The following is a 15918-nucleotide window of genomic DNA, read 5'->3' on the forward strand; positions in this document are numbered from 1 at the left end:
ATGCTAAATCCAATACAAAAAAAAATTGGAAAAATACAATATATATTAAAAAGACTTGTTCCTGGTTTAGTAATAAATAAAACGCCAATAAGACCAGCTATAACAGAAAGCCATCTTCTATAACCCACCACTTCCTTTAAAAAAATTATAGAAAAAATTGTCACAAATACTGGTGTTGCTTGGGCAATAGAGACCACATCAGCTAATTTCATATATTTTACGCCAATAAAAGTTGAGATCATTGCAAATGTTCCAGCGAAAGCCCTCACAAAATGTAATGTCGGTTTATTAGTTTTAAAAAAAGAAAATATCTTATTTTTTGGTATTAAAAAAAAAATAGGAATTAATCCAAACAACCCTCTAAAAAAAGCAATTTCACCAATTGGATAATGATTAGTTGTTAATTTAACTAAAATATCCATGATCGAAAAACAGACAACGCTTAACAGCATATAAAAAGCGCCTGTTCTGTTAGATGATAGCATCAATATATTTTACCTAAATCTTTTCATAACATATAAAAATAACTTTAATATAAAATTTTATGAGCATAGCTATTTTTGCAGCTGGATGTTTTTGGGGCGTTGAAAAAAAATTTGATCTTACAAAAGGAGTAACAAAAGTCGAAGTGGGTTACACTGGTGGCAAAACTAAGAATCCAACTTATGAGCAAGTTTGCTACGAGGATACAGGACACGCTGAAGCTGTTAGAATAAATTTTGATGAGAATGTCATTAGCTATAAAGAATTACTAGATGTTTTTTGGTCCTGTCATAATCCTACTACTCTAAATAGACAAGGACCTGATATTGGCGAACAATATCGTTCAGCTATATTTTATTTAAACCCTAAACAAAAAATTGAAGCAGAAGAATCTAAACAAATAATGGATAAAAAATTATTTAGTAATAAAATCGTTACCGAAATTACTAAATTTGATGAATTTTATTTAGCAGAAGAATATCATCAAAAATATCTAAAAAAGCTTGGTAAATATTAATGTCTTTAATTACTACAGATTGGCTAGAGAAAAATCTTTTAAAAGAAGATATTAAAATTTTAGACTGCTCTTGGCATATGCCAAACACAAAAAGAATTGGTAAAGATGAGTTTTTAAAAGAACATATCCCAGGATCTCTTTTTTTTGATATTGATAAATTTTCAGATCCTATAGCTAAATTTCCTCATACAATTCCTTCAGCAGAGTTATTTGAAAAACTATGCTCTGAGCTTGGAATTAATAACTCAGATCATATTATAGTCTACGATAGCCTTGGTATTTTTAGTTCTCCTAGAGTTTGGTGGATGTTCAATTTTTTTAACCATAAAAAAATTTCTATATTAGATGGTGGTTTAGTTAAGTGGAAAAATGAGAATAAAAAAATAGAAGATGGTTCTAGTAATAAGTTTCTAAAAAGTAATTTTAAATGCACTGCAAATTACAAGATGCTCACTGTCATTGATCAAATTAAAGAAAATATTAAAAATAAAAAATTTGAATTAATAGATGCCAGAAGTAAAGGCAGATTTAATGGTACTGAAAATGAACCAAGACCAGATATTAAGAGTGGTTCGATTCCTAAAAGCTGTAATATGCCATGGATAGAATGCGTTGATCCTGTAACTAAATGTTTTTTATCTAAAGAAGAACTTCAAAAAAAATTTCAACAGATAAATATTAATAAGAATTCTAAAGTTGTATTTTCATGTGGTTCAGGAGTTACGGCATGCATTGTCGCTAAAGCCTTTGAAATAATAGATGGAGCAGAATTTTCCATTTATGATGGCTCATGGACTGAATGGGCTAGCCAGTCAAAATAAGTAAGTAATTACTTTGTTAAATATGAATTTTTTTTTAATATTAAAACGTGATATGAAGTTTGCTCAATGAGTACCTATAAAAAGATTGCCCTTGTATTTGGAGTTATAATTTTATTAGTGGTTGGAATAATTTCAGGAAGAATAATTTTAAATAATATAATTCAAAAAAAAATTAATCAGATCAATCCAACAGAGGTGATCGCAGCAAATGTAAAAAAAATTGAGTTTTATGAAAAAATTGAAACATTTGGAACTGCCTTAGCAAATCAGTCTTTTTCAATTCGAATTAGAAAAGATGATTTAATAAGCTCATTAGACTTTGACAAAAATTTATTAATAACAAAAGGTCAAATTATTGCACAACTTAAAAATGAAAAAATTATTGCACCATTTACTGGAAAATTAGGCATCAGAGAAATATCTCCTGGTATCTTACAAGGAGCAGACTCTATCATTGCAACACTTGATGATATTTCTGTAATTAAAATTGATGTGAGAATCCCTGAGATCTATTTAAATATTTTAAAGAAAAATCTGAAAGTAAAAGTTACTACCGAAAATCTAAATGAAATTTTTGATGGCAGTATAGAAACAGTTAGTTCAAGAGTAGATCCTTCTGCACGATCAGTATTAGCTCAAATAAAAATAAAAAATTCTAATAATAAATTAATACCTGGAATGCTTTTAAATACAGAAATAATTTATAATGAAGTTACCTCTTTAGGCGTTCCAGAAGAATCTGTGGTTCAACAAGGAAATAATTCAATTGTTTATAAAGTTATTGATAATCAGGCAGTTGCTAGAACAGAAGTGAAAACGGGTGTTAGAAATTTTGGTTATATTCAAATTATTTCAGGTATTGCGGAAGGAGATCTAATTGTTGTTCAGGGTGTTTCTAAAATTAGAGATAAATCAAAAATAAAATTAATAAATAAATAATTTTAAATGTTTCTAACGGATATAAGCATCAAGCGTCCAGTTTTTGCGACCGTGATGTCTATTGTGTTAGTAATATTTGGCCTTGTAGTTTTTAATAGGATTGCGGTAAGAGAACTTCCGGACATTGATCCAAGCATAGTTACAGTTAGAACGTTATATAAAGGAGCATCTGCTGAAATTGTAGATTCTCAAATTACACAAAAAATTGAAGATATAGTTGGTGGAACGCCTGGACTTGCAACAATCTCATCTAAAAGTGAAGACGGAAGATCTGTTGTAACAGTCGAATTTGAACCAGGCAAAAGTGTAGATGAGGCAGCAAATGATATTCGAGATAGAGTTTCTAGAATAATTGATAATTTGCCCGATAATGCTACTAGACCTGAAATATTCAAAACTTCCGAAGGAAATACTGTTGCTGTTTGGTTAAGATTAAGAAGTGAACGTTTAAGTGCCTTAGAACTTAGCGATTATGCAGCTAGATATTTGAAAGATTATTTCTCAAGTGTGGACGGAGTTGGAAATATAATTTTATCTGGTGAAAAAGAATTATCGCTTCGAATCTGGCTAAATCCTATTGCTCTTGCAGCAAGAGATGTTGCTGTTAGTGAAATTGAAAATATTTTATTAAAAGAAAATATAGAATTTCCATCTGGAAAATTAGAATCTAAAAAAATAGATTTAATATTAAAACTAGATAAAAGTTATAAAAATCTCGAAGATTATAAAAATCTAGTTATAAAAAAAGGCAGAGACGGATCTATCACTAAACTTAAAGATGTTGCAAAGGTTGAGTTTGGACCTTTAAACGTAAATACGCTCTTTAAAGGAAACGGATATCCTGTTGTTGGTATTGGTCTTTACCAACAATCTAATGCTAATACAATTGCAGTTGTAAACGGTGTTAAAAAAAGATTAGTAGAAGTAAAAAAAAATCTTCCTGAAGGTATTCAGTTAGAAGTAGCTTTTGATAGATCAAGTTACATAAGAGTGGCAGTTAAAGAAGTTTATATTGCACTTTTTTTATCAGTAGCACTTGTTGTTGGAATTATTTATCTTTTTTTAGGAAATTTAACCTCAGTAATTATACCTACCCTTGCAATTCCTGTTTCTATAATTTCAACTTTTTTATTAATTTATGCCGCAAACTTTAGTTTAAATTTATTTACGTTAATGGCGTTAGTCATCGCTATTGGTCTCGTAGTCGACGATGCGATTGTTATGTTAGAAAACATTTATAGAAGAATGGAACATGGAGAATCAGCGCTTGTTGCATCCTATAAAGGAGCTAGCCAAGTTTCATTTGCAATTATAGCAACGACGGTTGTCTTGGTTGCAGTATTTGTTCCATTAATTTTTATAAAAGGAATTGTTGGAAAATTATTTACAGAATTAGCTTTGACACTTTCTTTCTCTATAATCATTTCAGCATTTGTTGCTTTAACATTATCGCCAATGCTAGCATCGAAATATTTAAAAGTAACACATCAAAAACCAAAATTTTTAGAAAAATTTGATCGCTATTTAGATAAATTTTCAGAGTTCTATTTTGAAAGTTTACTTTTACTTCTTTATAAAAAAAAAGAAGTAATTATATTTCTAAGTGCAATTCTTATTGCCGTAACGGTGTTATTTAAAATTACTCCAAAAGAATTAATCCCTCCAGAGGATAGGGGAGTTTTCTTTGTTATTGTTCAAGCGCCCGATGGTTCAGGTTTTGAATATACTAAAGAACAAAGCGAAAGCATTGAGAAAATATTTTTACCAGACTTAGGTAAGGGAACTTACAAAGAAATTCTAACTAGAATTCCAGGTTTTGGATCAGGGCCTGATCAGGTAAACACTGGTTTTGTCATAGTTTTGTTAGAAGATTGGGCTAAAAGAAAAAAATTTACTAGCCAAGATTTGGGAGTCATATTTCAAAAGCTCAATTCTTTTCCAGCTGTAAAAGCTTTTCCAATTATGCCTCAAAGTTTAAGAGGTGGGGCGGCGGATAAACCAGTTCAATTTGTTATAAAAGGAAACACTTATGAGGAGTTAATTCAATGGAAAGAAATTATTAAGGCTGAAGTTGCTAATAATAAAAATTTTGTAAATGTGGATGATGATCTCGATTTAACTAAACCACAATTAAAAATTAAAGTTAATACAGATAAAGCGGCAGATTTAGGTGTACCTATTGATGCTATTGGCAAAAGTTTAGAAACATTATTTGGATCAAAAGAGGTTACAAAGTATACAAGAGATGGCAGAGAATATTCAGTAATGTTACAAACTGATATTAAAAATAGACAACAACCATCAAATTTAAATAAAGTTTCGGTAAGATCTAATAATGGAAAATTAGTTCCACTTGCAAATTTAGTAACTTATGTTCCTGAATCAACCTATACAGGTCTAAATCGGTATAATAGACAAAGAGCAGTTACGATAAGCGCTAGAATTACAGCGGGATATAACATTAATGATGCACTCAAATATTTAGAAGGTATTGTTAAACAAAAATTACCTCCTTATGCAGGCATTGATTATAAAGGAGAGTCTTTGGAATTTAAAAATACAAGTTCAGATATTTATTTTATATTCTTGCTTGCAATATTCACTGCTTACCTATCTTTAGCTGCGCAATTTGAAAGTTGGAGACATCCATTAACAATAATGCTAACTGTGCCGCTCGCTATTTTAGGTGGAATAATTGGACTTTGGACAATCGGAAGTTCATTAAATATTTATAGTCAGATTGCATTAATCGTGCTTATTGGACTGTCCGCTAAGAATGGAATTCTTATAGTTGAGTTTGCAAATCAACTAAGAGCTGAGGGAATGAAAATTAAAGAAGCCATCATTACTTCTTGCAGAGTTCGGCTTAGACCAATTCTAATGACATCTATTTCCACAGTCATGGGTGTTGTGCCGCTTGTTATCGCAACTGGAGCTGGCTCAGCTAGCAGAGCAACTGTGGGAATTGTTATTTTTATGGGAATTATATTTTCGACCTTTTTTACATTATACGTCATTCCAACTATGTATTTACTCATTGGCCAAAATACAAAACAAGTAAATTCAGTCGAAATTGAGCTTGAAAAGCAACTAAAAGAATCTGCTAATAAATAAAATATTTATTTGTTGTTAATTGATTTTTACACTGATCAAGTTGCGCTTTATACTTTTTTGCAACTCGATCAACTTCTCTAGCGTAAGGAATTACCTTTGGTGATTTTTTATAATCTTTAAAATTTCCCCAACCTTCATGATAAGCAATGTATTGTTTAAAATAATCATTCTTTGGAATTTTTAATAACTGATTACTTTTATTAATATACCAACCAATAAAATCTACTGAGTCGTTAAAACTAATTCTAAGAGCAAGGGGTTGATCAGTTTCACGCACAAACTGATCCCAAGTTTTATTTACAGCTTGCGAGTAACCAAAGGCACTCGATTTTCTTTTATAGGGAATGACTTTAAATAATTTATCCCACTCTGGCGCAGCTAACCAATCAAAATCAGATTCTCTTTGAATAATTGCCATTTGCAATTCTACAGGGGCTCCCCATTTTTTCTCTGAATTTTTTACGAATTTGTACCAAAAATAATTATCAGTAAACATTAAGCATGTATTAGAGGTATCTCTTGGTGCTGAAATACAAGAAGTAATAAATAAAAGAGATAAATATAATAAAAGTTCAAATCTTTTTCGAATCATTAAACTAAATTTAGTTTAAATAATTTTATTTGGTAGAACTTTTAATCCAACTTAAAAAATCTTTATTACCACTCTTTATATCTAAAAAAACAATACATGGACATTCATAAGAACTAATTTTTTTTATATCAGCAATAATTTTATTCATATTTTTTTTTATAGTTTTTCCAATAAGAACGTTCTCTTTTACAATGCTAACTCTCTTTTTATTCCATTTAAAATAAGATTTTATATTTGGAATAATATTTACACAGGCAACAAGATCTTTTTTTACAAGACCATAAGCAATTTTATTTGCCTCAACTTTATTCTTACAAGTCACATAAAATAATTTATAATTACTCATAAATTTTTAGTATCACAATTTATAAAATAGAAAATGTATAATTTAATTTTAGTTCGACACGGTCAAAGTCAATGGAATTTAGAAAATAGATTTACAGGATGGTATGATGCAGAACTTACTAAACAAGGAATAGATGAGGCCCAGCAAGCCGGCTTTTTAATTAAAAATCTTAATATCAATTTTAATTTTGCTTTCACTTCTTTTCAAAATAGAGCCATTCTAACTTTAGATGAGATAAATAAAAAATTAAACTTCAGTATTAAAAATATATTTAAAGCTTGGGAATTAAATGAAAGACACTATGGAGCACTACAAGGTCTTAATAAAGAAGAAACAGCAAAAAAACATGGAGAACAACAAGTAAAAATTTGGAGAAGAAGTTACGACACACCTCCTCCACCAATGGATAAGAGCAATCCTGATCATCCAATTCATTATCCAATTTATAAAAATATTAATAAGAATCTAATACCTGACACTGAATCTTTAAAGGATACTTTTAAAAGGGTTATTCCTTATTATGAAAAAAATATTTTGCCAATTTTAAAAAAAGAGAGAAATATAATCATCTCAGCACATGGCAATAGTTTAAGATCTCTTTGCAAAAAAATATTTAATATTACTGATAGCTCAATTGTTGAATTAGAAATTCCTACAGGAAATCCCATTCATATTAAATTTAAAGATGATATGAGTTTATCGAACTATTTATATCTTGATCAAAAAAGAGCAAAAAAAATACTAATTAACGAATAAGATCTAATTGTTTTAGCTTTTCATAAATTTGCAAATCCGTTACGTGATAAAAAATATTCTGAGAAACTTCTCCAACCATTTTGTTATCAGCTATCGCCTCATCCCAAACTGGTTGAATTGAAAAGTTTTCATTTTTTTTATGTTTTAATAGAATGGGGTTAATTATCTGACAACCTGTAAAAATTAGATTATTCTTATCGCCAGACTGTCTAAATAAAAAAGATCCTGATTTTATAGTAAAATCTCCTTTTAAAGTTTTATCAAAGCTATTTTCTTTCTTGATCATTAAAAGGCCAGAATTTGCACTAAACTCTATAAAATTCTTATATAAATTTTTTAATGGAGATAAATATTCATCAGACCAAATTGTATCACTATTAATGGAGATAAAGGGTTTATTTTGGAAAAAATCTAATGCATTGCGAATTCCCCCGCCCGTGCCGAGAATTTCTTTTTCTTTAAAAATTTTAATATCATAAATATTCTTATTTTTTTTAGCAAAAGCCTCAATTTGTTCACCTAGATGATGAGTATTAATTGCAAAAAATTTTACTCCAAATCTTTTTAAAAAATTTAAGGTATTTTCTAGCAAGCTAACATTATTAACTTCTAGTAAAGGCTTTGGAGTAGTATTTGTTAATGGTTGAACTCTTTTTCCAAAGCCCGCCGCTAGAACAATTGCTCTTTCGATCATTTACCTTTTAGGCACCACTCGATAATTCCCTTTTGACAATGCAATCTATTTTCAGCTTGATGCCAAACTACTGATTGTTTGCCATCAATAACTTCTTGGCTTACCTCTTCTCCTCTTTGCGCGGGTAAATCATGCATAAAAATCGCATCTTTTTTTGCAATTTTCATTAATTTTTCGTTCACTTGAAAATTTTTAAAAGCTTTTCTTTTTTTACTTAAGTTTCCTTTGTCACCCATAGAAATCCATTTGTCAGTCATAATACAATCTGCATTATCAACCGCTTCTTTTGCATCATGCAATATTTTAATATCTGCTTTATTTTTTTTAGCCCAGGCAATAACTTTTTTTGACGGCATATAATCTTTTGGACATGCGATTTTTAACTCAAAATCAAATTGCGCAGAAGCTTCCATTAAAGAATTTGTAACGTTATTACCATCTCCTACCCAAGCAATTTTTTTACCTTGAATAGGTCCTTTGATTTCTTCAAATGTCATTACGTCACTTAAAATCTGACAAGGATGACTATCGTTAGTAAGTCCATTAATAATAGGCACTGTCAGTAACTCAGAAAATTTTAATAAAGTGTTATGTTCAAAAGTTCTAAGCATAATAATGTCTGAAAAAACAGAAAAAATCCTTGCTGTGTCTTCAATTGTCTCTCCCCCAATACCAACATGAAGATTCTCAGAATTAATAACTATCGTTTGACCACCTAGCTGTCTCATTGCCAAATCAAAAGACAGTCTTGTTCTTGTGGATGGTTTTTCAAAAACCATAAGCAGCATTTTTCCTTCTAAAGGATTGTCTTTATCAACAAGAACTTTGCCTTTATTATTTCTATTCTTCTTTCTAGTCTTAGAATTTTCGACAATCTGTCTTAATTCTTTTTTATCTATTAGACTTAAATCTAAAAAATGTTTCATAATTAAAATTCAGAACAAGTTTTTGTAATTATTCTTACTGCTTCATCAATATCTTTTTTTTCAACAATAAGTGGGGGTAGCAATCTTACGACATTATCGCCAGCTTTTACGGCTAACATCTTATTTTGAAACAAATGATCTAAAAACTTATTATTATCTACTTTTAACTTAATTCCTCTTAAAAGACCAATTCCTCTTACTTGTTCAATAACATTGCTATATTTTTTTTGTATTTCTTTTAATTTTGTCTCGAAATAAACTCCAACTTCTTGAACATTTTCTAAAAAACCTTTTTTTAAAATTATATCTAATACAGCATTGCCAACACTCATTGCTAAAGGATTTCCTCCAAATGTACTTCCATGTGTGCCTGGCTTCATCCCAATTGCAACTTTTTTATTTACTAAGCATGCGCCTATTGGAAAACCTCCACCAATGCCTTTTGCAATAGGAACAATATCAGGAGAAACACTGGCCCACTCAAATGCAAAAAGTTTTCCAGTTCTTCCAATTCCACACTGAACTTCATCTAAAATAAGTAAGATTCCATTATCATCACAAAGCTTTCTTAAAGGCTTTAAGCAATAATCTGGAACAACTCTTACTCCGCCCTCTCCTTGAACTGTTTCAAGCATGATAGCAGCGGTATTCTTTGTAATTGCTTTTTTAAGAGCCTCATGATCTCCAAATGGAACTTGATCAAAGCCATCAACTTTAGGGCCAAATCCTAAGGTGTGTTCCTTATTATTGGCTGCAAATAAAGCGGCCAAAGTTCTCCCATGAAAAGCACCTTCAAAAGTAATTATTCTATTTTTTTCAGGCTGACCTGTTTCAAAAAAATATTTTCTTGCAACTTTAATACTTGCCTCGGTTGCCTCTGTTCCTGAATTTACAAACATAACAAAATCAGCAAAAGTATTATCCGTTAATCTTTTTGCTAATTTTTCCTGTTCAGGAATTGTAAAAGCATTAGACACATGCCATAATTTTTCAGATTGCTTTTTTATAGTCTCAACTAAATGAGGATGACAATGTCCTAATGAATTTACAGCAATACCAGATACAAAATCTAAATATTTTTCTCCTGTAGCTGATGTAAGATAAACTCCTTTTCCTTCTGAAAAAGAAATTTCTCTTCTTTTATATGTTCCTAATATTGAACTCATGGGAAATTAGCTTTTAATTTTATATCCTCTTTTAAAAAGGATATAACATATTACCCACAAAGCTAAATTGATAAATGTTAAATAAAAGAAACCTATAACAATAGATCCGTCGGCCTGCCCTAAAAATCCATATCTAAAACCATCAATAGCATAAAAGAATGGATTTGCATGACTAATATAGTAAAATACTGAGTGTAAATTTTGTATAGAATAAAAAGTTCCTGATAAAAATGATAAAGGAACAATAATAAAGTTTGTTACTGTTGCCATATTATCAAACTTTTGTGCCCACAATCCGGTAACAAATCCTAAACAAGCGAGCATAGACGAGCCTAGTAATGCAAATAAAAGAATTATAAAAATATTATGAATAGGAATATGTGCAAACGGAATAATAATTATTACAGAAAAAAAACCTATAATTAAACCTCTTGTAATTGCTCCTAAAAGCATTGCGGTTGTTACTTCCATAGGACTAAGAGGTGGAAATAAAATATCAACAATGTTTCCTTGAACTTTAGCAATCATTAAAGATGAAGATGTGTTTGCAAAAGCATTTTGTAAAATCTGCATGCAAATAAGGCCTGGTAATATAAAAACTCCATATTCATGGCCTAAAATATTATTTCTATTAAGTCCTAAAGCTATTGTAAAAACAGCTAAAAAAAGTATCAGTGTTACTACTGGTGAAAATATAGTTTGTATCCAAACATTCAAAAATCTTAAAATTTCTTTTTTATAAAGTGTGTAAAATCCGATCCAGTTAATTGACATCACTTGCGGATTTCTAATTTTATAATCTTTAATTGCGCTCATATTTTTTAGTATTATTAAAATATATAGATAAATGTGGATAAATTTATGTAAATTAAATAAATCACTGATTCTTCTACATTTTTTTAAACTATATATAGTATAATTTACTTTAGCTTAGACTACATATAGTATTTAAAGCGTCTTTATGGGATGGACACCAGAAAAAACTGAGCAGTTAAAAAAACTTTGGAACGAAGGTCATACTGCGAGCCAAATCGCTGCAATGCTAGGAGATGGTATTTCCAGAAATGCTGTAATTGGAAAATCACACCGTCTAGGACTTGCTGGCAGATCTCATTCTAGAAATATTTATATTCAAAAAAGTGAAAATAAATTTCATCACAAGAATAGTGTTCCTTTAAAAAGATTAAGAAAACCTCGTGGTCTTAGAGCTATTGTTATTGAAAAAGATTTTGAGCCTGAAAATCCAACTAGTTTAGAAAATTTAAACGAAAAAACTTGTAGATGGCCTATTGGACATCCAGATGAAGCAAATTTTTATTTCTGCGGAAGAAGTCCTATGGAAGAAAGAGTTTACTGCAAATTGCATGTTCTTCATGCTTACCAACCAAAAGGTTGGAAAAACGAAGAAGAAGATAAAAATACAAAAGGAACAGAAGAGCTTCCAGAATTTCTTGAAAAGAAAATTAAATCAGCTTAATTTTAAGTATCTAAAGAATAACCAGAAGATCTTACGGTTCTAATAAGTTCTGGCAAACCTTCAAGGTTGATTGCTTTTCTAAGTCTACGAATATGTACATCAACAGTTCTAACTTCTACATTAATTTCATTACCCCAAATATTATTCAATAATTGTTCTCTAGAATAAACTCTTTGTGGACTTTTAATTAAAAAATCTAATAACCTAAATTCAGTTGGTCCGACTTTTATTTCTTTTTCTGCTCTATAAATTCTTCTAGTGATGCGATCAACTTTTAAATCTTGAAATATAGAAACATCTTCAATAAGAGAAGGTTTTGTTCTTTTTAATAATGATTTAACTCTTAATAAAATTTCTTTATAGCTAAAGGGCTTAGTAACGTAATCATCAACTCCTGATTCAAAACCTCTAATTTTATCTTCTTCTTCACTTTTTGCCGTAAGCATTAATACCGGTATATTTTTTAATTTATTAATTTTTTTAATTTGCTTGCAAACTTCAATTCCAGAAAAATCAGGAAGCATCCAATCTAATATTAAAAGATCAGGTATATTTTTTTTTATATTTTGTATTGCCTCTTCGCCTGTTTCTGAAAAATTAACTTTATAACCTTCTTTTTCAAGATTATATTGTAATAAAGTAATAATTGGCTTTTCGTCTTCGACAATAAATATATTGGCTGACATATTTAATTTTTTGTCGATGCGGATTTTTCTCCTTTTGATCTAGTGCCTTTGATCTGATCTCCTGTTACCAAAAAATAGACATTCTCTGAAATATTTGAAACATGATCGCCTACTCTTTCCATATGCTTTGCAGCAAATAGTAAATGAGTTGATAACTCTAGATTTTTTTTATTACTTTTCATAAATTTTAGTAATTCATCCATTGCAAAACTTACAAGTTTATCTATCTCTAGATCGCTATTCCATACTCGGTATGCAATATCCTTGTCTCTTTTAGAATAAGCATCCAACACATCTTTTAAATTTTTTTCCACAACGTTAGCGGCTCTTTTTAGTGAGTCCGCAATATTTACTGGAATATCGAATTCTAAATATCTTGCTCTTTTTGCAATATTTTTTGCAAGATCACCTATTCTTTCTAATTCAGAGGAAATTCTCATTGAAGATACAGTTTCTCTTAAATCAATTCCCATTGGCTGTCTTAATGCAATTAGATCTATAACTTGACTTTCAATCTTAATATCAAACTCATTCATTTTAAGATCTTTTCCAGCAATTTTGTCGGCTAAATCTTCATCACGTTTTAAAAGAGCATTTACTGAACTTGTAAATTGACTTTCGGCTAGTCCGCCCATTTTGACAATTGTATTTGTTAGATTCTGAAGCTGTTCCTCGTATGATTTAACTATATGTTCAGTCATAGTTATTTACATCTATAGGTTGAATTAAATATTGTCAAAGATAATTTTTTATTCTTCATAGTAAAATCTTCATTAACCAAAACGACCAGTAATATAATCTTCTGTTTCCTTTCGATCAGGTTTTAAAAAAATTTTTTTCGTTTCATTAAATTCTATTAAATCGCCTAAATACATAAAAGCTGTTGAATCTGATACTCGGGCTGCTTGTTGCATATTGTGCGTAACAATAATGACCGTATAATCATTTTTTAATTCATAAATTAATTCTTCAATCTTACTTGTGGATACAGGATCTAATGCTGAGGTAGGTTCATCCAATAAAAGAACTGTAGGTTTTACAGCAATACCTCTAGCAATACATAATCTTTGTTGTTGTCCTCCTGATAAAGATAATCCACTTTGTTTCATTTTATCTTTCACTTCATTCCACAATGCAGCTTTTTTCAATGCCCATTCAACTCGGGCATCCATATCTTGTTTTTTTAAATTTTCGTACAGTCTAACTCCGAAAGCAATATTATCGTAAATCGACATTGGGAAAGGAGTGGGCTTTTGAAAAATCATTCCCACTTTTGCTCTTAATAAATTTAGATCTTTTTTAGGATGTAAAATATTATCACCATAAAGTTTTACTTCTCCCTCTGCTTTTTGTTCTGGATATAAATCATACATTCTATTAAAAACTCTTAAAAGAGTAGATTTTCCACAACCAGAAGGTCCTATAAAAGCTGTAATTTTTTTTTCAATTATATTTAAATTAATGTTTTTTAAAGCCTGAAATTTTCCATAAAAAAAATTTAAATTACGAACTTCAATTGCATTTTTTATATTTATATTTTTTTGGATCATCTTTTTTCTCTAAAAAATACTCTAGCAAAAATATTTAGTCCTAACACAGTCAAAGTAATTAGTAATGCTCCACCCCAAGCTAAATTTACCCAATTTACATAAGGACTCATAGCAAATTGATAAATCACAACTGGCAAAGTTGAGATAGGTTTGTTCATATCTGTTGAAAAAAATTGATTATTAAGAGCAGTAAATAATAATGGGGCTGTTTCTCCACTAACTCGCGCAACAGCAAGTAAAATTCCAGTAATGACGCCACTTTTAGCAGCTTTTAAAATAACAGTGATAGACACTTTCCACTTAGGAGCTCCCAAAGCGTATGCGGCTTCTCTTAAAGTATTAGGAACTAATCGTAAAATATTTTCTGTTGTTTTTACAATAACCGGAACTGCTAACAATGATAATGCTATAGTGCCTGCAAATCCTGAAAAATGTTTAACTTTAGAAACATAAATTGCATAAACAAATAAGCCGATTACAATTGAAGGAGCTGATAACATCACATCCGTAACTAAACGGGTGACATTTGCAATTTTACTTCTATCTCCATACTCTGACAGATAGACTCCTGCTAGAATTCCAATCGGGGTGCTAATTAATGTACATGAGACAACTATCATTAAACTTCCAACGATTGCATTTGCTAATCCTCCTCCTGCTGAGCCTGCTGCTGGTGTACTATTAAAAAAAAAATTAGAATTAAATGCTGAAAATCCCTTAGATATAAGCACAAACAAAATCCAAGTTAACACTAACATTCCTAATGTCATTGCCACCATAGAAAGAGATAAGCCTATAAAATTTGATCTTTTTCTACTGATATAAATTTTAATATTCTTCATTAGCTTTTAACTCCTTTTTTCTTATCAATATTAGCTAACATTAATTTTGCAGCAAAAAGAACTACAAATGTTATTATAAAAAGAGTAAGTCCAAGAGCAAATAAAGAAGCGTAATGTAATCCTGGTTCTGCTTCGCCAAATTCATTTGCAAGAGTTGATGCTATAGATGATCCTGGAGAAAATAATGAGGCATTAATTCTATGAGCATTACCAATTACAAATGTAACTGCCATTGTCTCACCTAGTGCTCTACCTAGACCGAGCATTACTCCACCGACGACTCCTACTCTAGTGTAAGGAAGAACAATTCTTGTTACCACTTCCCAAGTAGTACACCCTATCCCGTATGCAGACTCTTTTAGAACAGGTGGAACAATTGAAAAAACATCTCTTATTACAGAAGCTATAAATGGAATAATCATAAATGATAAAATTATTCCTGCGCAAAGGACTCCTATTCCATTTTGAGGTCCTGAAAATAAAATTCCAATAAAAGGAATTTGTCCTAGAGTAGAATTAAGAGCAGGCTGAATATAATCTCCAAATATTGGTGCAAAAACAAACAGCCCGAACATTCCATAAATAATAGAGGGAATAGCAGCTAACATTTCAATGGCTATTCCCAAAGGTCTTCTTAACCAAATAGGACATGTTTCTGTTAAAAAAACTGCAATTCCAAAACTTATGGGTACGGCAATTAATAATGCTATTATTGAAGTAACTAACGTTCCATAAATTGATGATAGACCTCCAAATTTAGAGTTAACCACATTCCACTCATTTTTAAAAAAAAAGCCAATGCCAGATTCTTTTAAAATTGGCCACGCACTAATAATTAATGAAATAATAATTCCAACTAAAACAATTAAAACTAAAGAAGCAAAAAATAATGTTAATTTATGAAAGAAAAAATCTTGTAAATATTGAGTACGCGCAATTCTATTAATTTTAAGATTTAATTTTTTTTTATTAAACACTGTATTTTGAGATAAATTATCTGCCATAATAT

Annotated in this window: 18 protein-coding genes; 6 read left to right on the plus strand and 12 right to left on the minus strand. The window is 30.0% G+C overall.

Annotated features, from left to right (window positions below):
• A partial coding sequence (locus AC8IGH_RS00595; protein WP_507418774.1) for a DMT family transporter occupies positions 1–485 on the minus strand: 485 nt, incomplete at its 3' end.
• A gap of 59 nt (positions 486–544) precedes the next feature.
• On the opposite strand from AC8IGH_RS00595, the gene msrA reads away from it, so the two are divergent.
• The 4 genes from msrA to AC8IGH_RS00615 all read left to right on the plus strand — a co-directional run bounded on the left by msrA (position 545) and on the right by AC8IGH_RS00615 (position 5874).
• A complete protein-coding gene (gene msrA / locus AC8IGH_RS00600) occupies positions 545–1000 on the plus strand; it encodes a peptide-methionine (S)-S-oxide reductase MsrA (RefSeq protein WP_507418775.1) in 456 nt (151 codons plus the stop codon).
• Entirely contained in the window at positions 1000–1821 is an 822-nt protein-coding gene (locus AC8IGH_RS00605) for a rhodanese-like domain-containing protein (RefSeq protein ID WP_507418776.1), read from the plus strand. The genes msrA and AC8IGH_RS00605 overlap by 1 nt, the downstream gene beginning before the upstream one ends.
• Before the next feature lie 66 nt (positions 1822–1887).
• Complete coding sequence (locus tag AC8IGH_RS00610) at positions 1888–2760, plus strand: efflux RND transporter periplasmic adaptor subunit (protein ID WP_507418777.1); 873 nt, start codon at positions 1888–1890, stop codon at positions 2758–2760.
• A gap of 6 nt (positions 2761–2766) precedes the next feature.
• Positions 2767–5874: an efflux RND transporter permease subunit gene (locus tag AC8IGH_RS00615; RefSeq protein WP_507418778.1), complete on the plus strand. Its 3108-nt coding sequence runs from the start codon at positions 2767–2769 to the stop codon at positions 5872–5874.
• Here the strand turns inward: AC8IGH_RS00615 and AC8IGH_RS00620 are convergent.
• Positions 5864–6466, minus strand: a complete 603-nt coding sequence (locus tag AC8IGH_RS00620) for a transglycosylase SLT domain-containing protein (RefSeq protein WP_507418779.1) — start codon at positions 6464–6466, stop codon at positions 5864–5866. The genes AC8IGH_RS00615 and AC8IGH_RS00620 overlap by 11 nt on opposite strands.
• Positions 6467–6491: 25 nt before the next feature.
• A complete protein-coding gene (cutA, locus tag AC8IGH_RS00625) occupies positions 6492–6812 on the minus strand; it encodes a divalent-cation tolerance protein CutA (RefSeq protein ID WP_507418780.1) in 321 nt (106 codons plus the stop codon).
• 33 nt (positions 6813–6845) lie between these two features.
• Here cutA and gpmA point away from each other — a divergent pair, with 33 nt between their 5' ends.
• Positions 6846–7568 (plus strand): 2,3-diphosphoglycerate-dependent phosphoglycerate mutase, encoded by a 723-nt coding sequence (gene gpmA / locus AC8IGH_RS00630; protein WP_507418781.1) that lies wholly within the window; start codon positions 6846–6848, stop codon positions 7566–7568.
• On the opposite strand, the gene AC8IGH_RS00635 is transcribed toward gpmA, so the two are convergent.
• Genes AC8IGH_RS00635 through AC8IGH_RS00650 form a run of 4 tightly spaced genes read right to left on the minus strand, consistent with a single transcriptional unit; the run spans position 7558 to position 11170 of the window.
• On the minus strand, positions 7558–8262 hold the full coding sequence (locus AC8IGH_RS00635) for a nucleotidyltransferase family protein (protein WP_507418782.1): 705 nt from the start codon (positions 8260–8262) through the stop codon (positions 7558–7560). The genes gpmA and AC8IGH_RS00635 overlap by 11 nt on opposite strands.
• On the minus strand, positions 8259–9188 hold the full coding sequence (gene argF, locus AC8IGH_RS00640; protein WP_507418783.1) for an ornithine carbamoyltransferase: 930 nt from the start codon (positions 9186–9188) through the stop codon (positions 8259–8261). The genes AC8IGH_RS00635 and argF overlap by 4 nt, the downstream gene beginning before the upstream one ends.
• A 2-nt stretch (positions 9189–9190) precedes the next feature.
• A complete protein-coding gene (locus AC8IGH_RS00645; RefSeq protein ID WP_507418784.1) occupies positions 9191–10354 on the minus strand; it encodes an aspartate aminotransferase family protein in 1164 nt (387 codons plus the stop codon).
• Positions 10355–10360: 6 nt separating this feature from the next.
• Positions 10361–11170, minus strand: coding sequence for an ABC transporter permease (locus tag AC8IGH_RS00650; protein WP_507418785.1), 810 nt, complete (start codon positions 11168–11170; stop codon positions 10361–10363).
• Between the two features lie 145 nt (positions 11171–11315).
• Here AC8IGH_RS00650 and AC8IGH_RS00655 point away from each other — a divergent pair, with 145 nt between their 5' ends.
• On the plus strand, positions 11316–11831 hold the full coding sequence (locus AC8IGH_RS00655) for a GcrA family cell cycle regulator (protein ID WP_507418786.1): 516 nt from the start codon (positions 11316–11318) through the stop codon (positions 11829–11831).
• Positions 11832–11833: 2 nt separating this feature from the next.
• Here the strand turns inward: AC8IGH_RS00655 and phoB are convergent, their stop codons facing one another.
• The 5 genes from phoB to pstC form a co-directional block, all read right to left on the minus strand.
• Positions 11834–12517 (minus strand): phosphate regulon transcriptional regulator PhoB, encoded by a 684-nt coding sequence (gene phoB, locus AC8IGH_RS00660; RefSeq protein WP_507418787.1) that lies wholly within the window; start codon positions 12515–12517, stop codon positions 11834–11836.
• Between the two features lie 2 nt (positions 12518–12519).
• Positions 12520–13218, minus strand: coding sequence for a phosphate signaling complex protein PhoU (gene phoU, locus AC8IGH_RS00665; protein ID WP_507418788.1), 699 nt, complete (start codon positions 13216–13218; stop codon positions 12520–12522).
• A gap of 72 nt (positions 13219–13290) precedes the next feature.
• The gene (gene pstB, locus AC8IGH_RS00670; protein WP_507418789.1) at positions 13291–14067 is read right to left on the minus strand and encodes a phosphate ABC transporter ATP-binding protein PstB; all 777 of its coding nucleotides are present in this window, start codon (positions 14065–14067) and stop codon (positions 13291–13293) included.
• Positions 14064–14909: a phosphate ABC transporter permease PstA gene (pstA, locus tag AC8IGH_RS00675; RefSeq protein WP_507418790.1), complete on the minus strand. Its 846-nt coding sequence runs from the start codon at positions 14907–14909 to the stop codon at positions 14064–14066. The genes pstB and pstA overlap by 4 nt, the downstream gene beginning before the upstream one ends.
• On the minus strand, positions 14909–15913 hold the full coding sequence (gene pstC / locus AC8IGH_RS00680; protein WP_507418791.1) for a phosphate ABC transporter permease subunit PstC: 1005 nt from the start codon (positions 15911–15913) through the stop codon (positions 14909–14911). The genes pstA and pstC overlap by 1 nt, the downstream gene beginning before the upstream one ends.
• Positions 15914–15918 lie beyond the last annotated feature (5 nt).

This window comes from Candidatus Allofontibacter sp. (assembly GCF_038145245.1).
GTDB lineage: Bacteria > Pseudomonadota > Alphaproteobacteria > Pelagibacterales > Pelagibacteraceae > Fontibacterium.